Raw genomic sequence first — 3,910 nt, 5'->3', positions numbered from 1 at the left:
GGGATCGGCGCGCAGGGCGACGTCGCGGCGAACGACGACGACGAGTGGGCGCGCGTGCTCTCGATCAACGTGACCGGCATCGCCCGCGTGACGGCGGCGGCATTGCCCTGGCTGCGGAAGTCGCCGGCGGCGGCGGTCTGCAACACGGCATCCATCGCCTCCACCACCGGACTCCCGCAGCGGGCGCTGTACAGCGCGTCGAAGGGGGCCGTCTCGGCGCTGACCCGCGCGATGGCGGCCGACCACCTGCGCGAGGGTATCCGGGTGAACGCGGTCAACCCCGGCACGGCCGACACCCCCTGGGTCGGGCGACTGCTGGATTCGGCCGTCGACCCCGCGGCCGAGCGCGCCGCGCTCGAGGCCCGCCAGCCGCACGGACGACTCGTCGACCCCGACGAGGTCGCTGCCGCGGTCGCCTACCTCGTGAGCCCCGGAGCCGGTTCGACGACCGGCACGTCCATCGAGGTCGACGGCGGCATGGCGCGGTTGCGGCTTCGCGCGGAGTGAGTTCCGCGCGACGTCAGCCGCGGCTGCCGCGGAACCAGCCCCGGATGCCGTGACGCGGAGGCTCCGCGGTCGGCGCCTGCGGCCGGGCATCCGTGCGATAGAACTGCTCGGCGGTGGTCCAGAAGATCGCGTCGAGGTCATGCCCCCGCGCATCCGCCCAGGCGATCACCGTGTCGGCCCAGCGCGTGCGGGCCGTGGGCTGGTAGGTCGGCGAGCCGTCCTCCGGTGCGTGCGGGTCGTCGTCCTCGGCCGGTCCGATGACCGAGACGGGCCAGTCGCTCCCCCACATCAGCCGCTCGATCCCGAACGCATCGGCCGCCACATCGAGGAACGGGATCAGCTGCGCCGCGTCCCAGTCCCCGCCGGCCTCGCCGGGCAACCCCGAGAGCTTGCAGAAGGTGTTCGGATGCCGCGCCAGCTCGGTCAGGTCGCGGGCCCATTCCGGGGTCGGCGCCAGCGGAGCCGCGGCCGTGCCCACGGCGGGCTTCCCCAGATGATCGAGCACGAGTCGCAGCTCCGGGATGGCTCCGGCGAGGCGGGCGACATCCGGCAGCTGCGCGGCGCGCACGCACGCGTCGAAGGTCAGACCGCGCGCGGCGACCTCGCGCGCACCGGTCACGAAGGCCGCCGACACCGCCAGTCCGTCGGGCTCGCCCTGCAGGTTGTGCCGCACGCCGACGACGAGCGGCTCGGCCGCGAGACCTTCGAGGTGCGCGACCGTGTCGGTCCCCCGGTCGAGGCGGATGCCGGCGACGATGCCGACCACTCCGAGCGCGGGCGCGAGCCCTGCGACCCAGAGCACCTCATCGAGGAAGTCGTCGTCGACCGTCCCGGCCTGCACGAACACGCACTTCTCGGTCTCGGCACGCTCCAGGCGGGCGTGCTCGAGTTCCAGGTCGGCGAACCGGTACGCCATCGGGCCTTCGAGCCACGTGTAGGTCAGCGCCTCCGGATCCCACAGGTGCAGATGTGCATCGAGAACTCGCATCCCCTCATCCTGCCGCAGACATCGGAGCAATCGCTAGGATGACGCCATGGCTGTGACGGACGACGCGATCGCGAAGATCAAGGCGATGATCGTGTCGGGCGAGCTGACCCCCGGTGATCGCCTGCCTCCGGAGAAGGAGCTCTCCGAGCGGCTAGGTCTCTCCCGCAGCTCGATGCGCGAGGCGGTCAAGGCGCTCGAGGTCATCCGCGTGCTCGACGTGCGGCGCGGCGACGGCACCTATGTGACGAGCCTCGAGCCCCACCTGCTGCTGGAGGCGATCTCGTTCGTCGTCGACATGCACGACGACGACTCGATGCTCGAGATCTTCGCCGTGCGCCGGATGCTGGAGTCGCAGGCATCGGGCCTCGCCGCCACGCTGGGCACCGACGAGCAGATCGCCGAGCTGCAGCGCGAGGTCGAGGGCGTGGATGCCTCCGTGAGCATCGAGGAGCTCGTCGACCACGACATCCGCTTCCACCGCGAGATCGTGGCGATGGCGGGCAATGCGTACCTCGCGAGCCTGATCGAGCACCTGAGCAGCCAGACCGTGCGTGCCCGCGCCTGGCGGGGCCTCACCGAGAGCGGCGCCGTCGAGCGCACCCTGTCGGAGCACCGGGCGATCGCCGACGCGGTCGCCCAGCGCGCCCCCGCACTGGCGACCTCGCTGACGACCGCGCACATCGCGGGCATCGAGCGCTGGCTGCGCCACGCGACGGCACCCTGAGCGCGGGCTCGCTCCCTGCACGGCATCTGCACCGGCCGATAGTCTCGAGGGTATGAGCGACTGGACCAGCACCGCGATCGCCCTGCTGGAAGCCGACGCGAACCGCAGTGCCGACACGCACCTGCACCTCTTCCCGCTGCCGCCCGAGTGGGGCATCGACCTGTACCTCAAGGACGAGTCCGTCCACCCGACCGGGTCACTCAAGCACCGTCTGGCGCGCTCGCTCCTCCTCTACGGACTGGTCAACGGCCGCATCCGGGAGGACACCACGCTCGTGGAGTCGTCGAGCGGATCGACCGCCGTCTCCGAGGCGTACTTCGCCCGCATGCTGGGGCTGCCGTTCATCACGGTGGTGCCGCGCTCGACCGTGCAGGAGAAGATCGACCTCATCGAGTTCTACGGCGGCACCTGCCACTTCGTCGACCGCGCCGAGGACATGTCGCCCGAGGCGCAGCGCCTCGCGTCCGACTGCACCGGCCACTACCTCGACCAGTTCACGTTCGCCGAGCGCGCGACCGACTGGCGAGGCAACAACAACATCGCGGAGAGCGTGTTCAGTCAGCTCGCGCAGGAGCGGCATCCGATCCCCACCTGGATCGTGACCGGCGCCGGAACCGGCGGCACGAGTGCGACGTTCGGGCGGTACGTGAAGTACCGCCGCCACGAGACGCGCATCGCCGTGGTCGACCCCGAGGGCTCGGCGTTCTATGACGGCTGGGCCGGCACGGTCGACCCGCCCGCCGGGCGCCCGAGCCGCATCGAGGGCATCGGCCGGCCGCAGGTCGAGGCCTCGTTCGTGCCCACCGTGATCGACGAGATGATCCGGGTGCCGGATGCCGGGTCGATCGCCGCGATCCGGATGCTGCGCGAGCGCACCCTGCACTGGGCCGGCGGCTCGACCGGCACGAACCTGTACGGCGCGTTCCAGCTGATCGCCCGGATGCGGGTCGCGGGCGAGACCGGCAGCGTCGTCACTCTGATCTGCGACAGCGGGGTCCGCTACGCGGGCACGTACTACTCCGATGAGTGGGTCGCGGCGCAGGACTGGGACCTCGCCCCGCACCGCGCGCGGCTCGATCGGTTCCTGGAATCGGGCGTCTGGGGCGAGTGACGGCGTCGGGCTACGCTGGCCGCATGACAACTCTGATCCTCACCGTCGCGGGTGCAGACCGTCCTGGCCTCGTGGCCGCTGTCGCCGATGTCGTCGAGGCGCACGGCGGCAACTGGGAGAACAGCTCGCTGGCGGAGCTCGCCGGCACGTTCGCGGGCGTGATCGAGGTGTCCGTCGCGGAAGACCGGGCACCCGAACTGAGCTCCGCGCTGCGCGGGCTCCAGGGGCAGGGACTGCTGACTCTCGCCGTACTCACCGGGACGCCGGATGCGGATGCCGCCGACGATCGACTGCTCGAGATCCAGGTGCTCGGCAACGACCGACCCGGCATCGTGCGCGAGGTCTCGGCCGTCCTGAGCGCCCACGCGCTGAGCATCGAGGAGCTCGCCACCGAGACCCGGGATGCGGCGATGGCCGGCGGCCGCCTGTTCGAGGCATCCGTCTCCGCGAAGGTGCCGGCATCCGTCGACCTGGATGCGCTGCGCGACGACCTCGAGCGCCTCGCCGCCGAGATACAGGTCGACATCACCCTCGGCTGACCGGAACCCGACCGAGCTACCCCCGGACAACGAGAAGGGGG

General features: G+C 71.4%; 5 protein-coding genes. 4 read left to right on the top strand and 1 reads right to left on the bottom strand.

What is annotated here, in order from left to right; genetic code table 11:
• The coding region (locus ACNPM4_RS03495) for an SDR family NAD(P)-dependent oxidoreductase (protein ID WP_448984707.1) at positions 1–507 on the top strand (507 nt) is incomplete at its 5' end.
• A 13-nt stretch (positions 508–520) separates the two neighbouring features.
• Here ACNPM4_RS03495 and ACNPM4_RS03490 read toward each other — a convergent pair.
• Positions 521–1,495: an amidohydrolase family protein gene (locus ACNPM4_RS03490; RefSeq protein WP_262001663.1), complete on the bottom strand. Its 975-nt coding sequence runs from the start codon at positions 1,493–1,495 to the stop codon at positions 521–523.
• A 46-nt stretch (positions 1,496–1,541) separates the two neighbouring features.
• Between ACNPM4_RS03490 and ACNPM4_RS03485 the strand changes: the two genes are divergently transcribed.
• The 3 genes from ACNPM4_RS03485 to ACNPM4_RS03475 are packed head-to-tail and all read left to right on the top strand — an operon-like array spanning position 1,542 to position 3,869.
• On the top strand, positions 1,542–2,219 hold the full coding sequence (locus ACNPM4_RS03485) for a FadR/GntR family transcriptional regulator (protein ID WP_448984706.1): 678 nt from the start codon (positions 1,542–1,544) through the stop codon (positions 2,217–2,219).
• A 52-nt stretch (positions 2,220–2,271) separates the two neighbouring features.
• On the top strand, positions 2,272–3,330 hold the full coding sequence (locus tag ACNPM4_RS03480; RefSeq protein WP_448984705.1) for a PLP-dependent cysteine synthase family protein: 1,059 nt from the start codon (positions 2,272–2,274) through the stop codon (positions 3,328–3,330).
• A 23-nt stretch (positions 3,331–3,353) separates the two neighbouring features.
• Positions 3,354–3,869, top strand: coding sequence for a glycine cleavage system transcriptional repressor (locus ACNPM4_RS03475; protein WP_167632610.1), 516 nt, complete (start codon positions 3,354–3,356; stop codon positions 3,867–3,869).
• The last annotated feature ends 41 nt before the right edge of the window (positions 3,870–3,910 follow it).

It is taken from the genome of Microbacterium umsixpiens (assembly GCF_053543675.1).
Note: the sequence above shows the minus strand (reverse complement) of the source record. Positions and strands in the feature narration are given on the sequence as shown.

Excerpts from the sequence above, each read along its gene's own strand:
- ACNPM4_RS03480 (WP_448984705.1), top strand. The coding sequence starts at position 2,272 with ATGAGCGACTGGACCAGCACCGCGATCGCCCTGCTGGAAGCCGACGCG.
- ACNPM4_RS03490 (WP_262001663.1), bottom strand. The coding sequence starts at position 1,495 with ATGCGAGTTCTCGATGCACATCTGCACCTGTGGGATCCGGAGGCGCTG.
- ACNPM4_RS03475 (WP_167632610.1), top strand. The coding sequence starts at position 3,354 with ATGACAACTCTGATCCTCACCGTCGCGGGTGCAGACCGTCCTGGCCTC.
- ACNPM4_RS03485 (WP_448984706.1), top strand. The coding sequence starts at position 1,542 with ATGGCTGTGACGGACGACGCGATCGCGAAGATCAAGGCGATGATCGTG.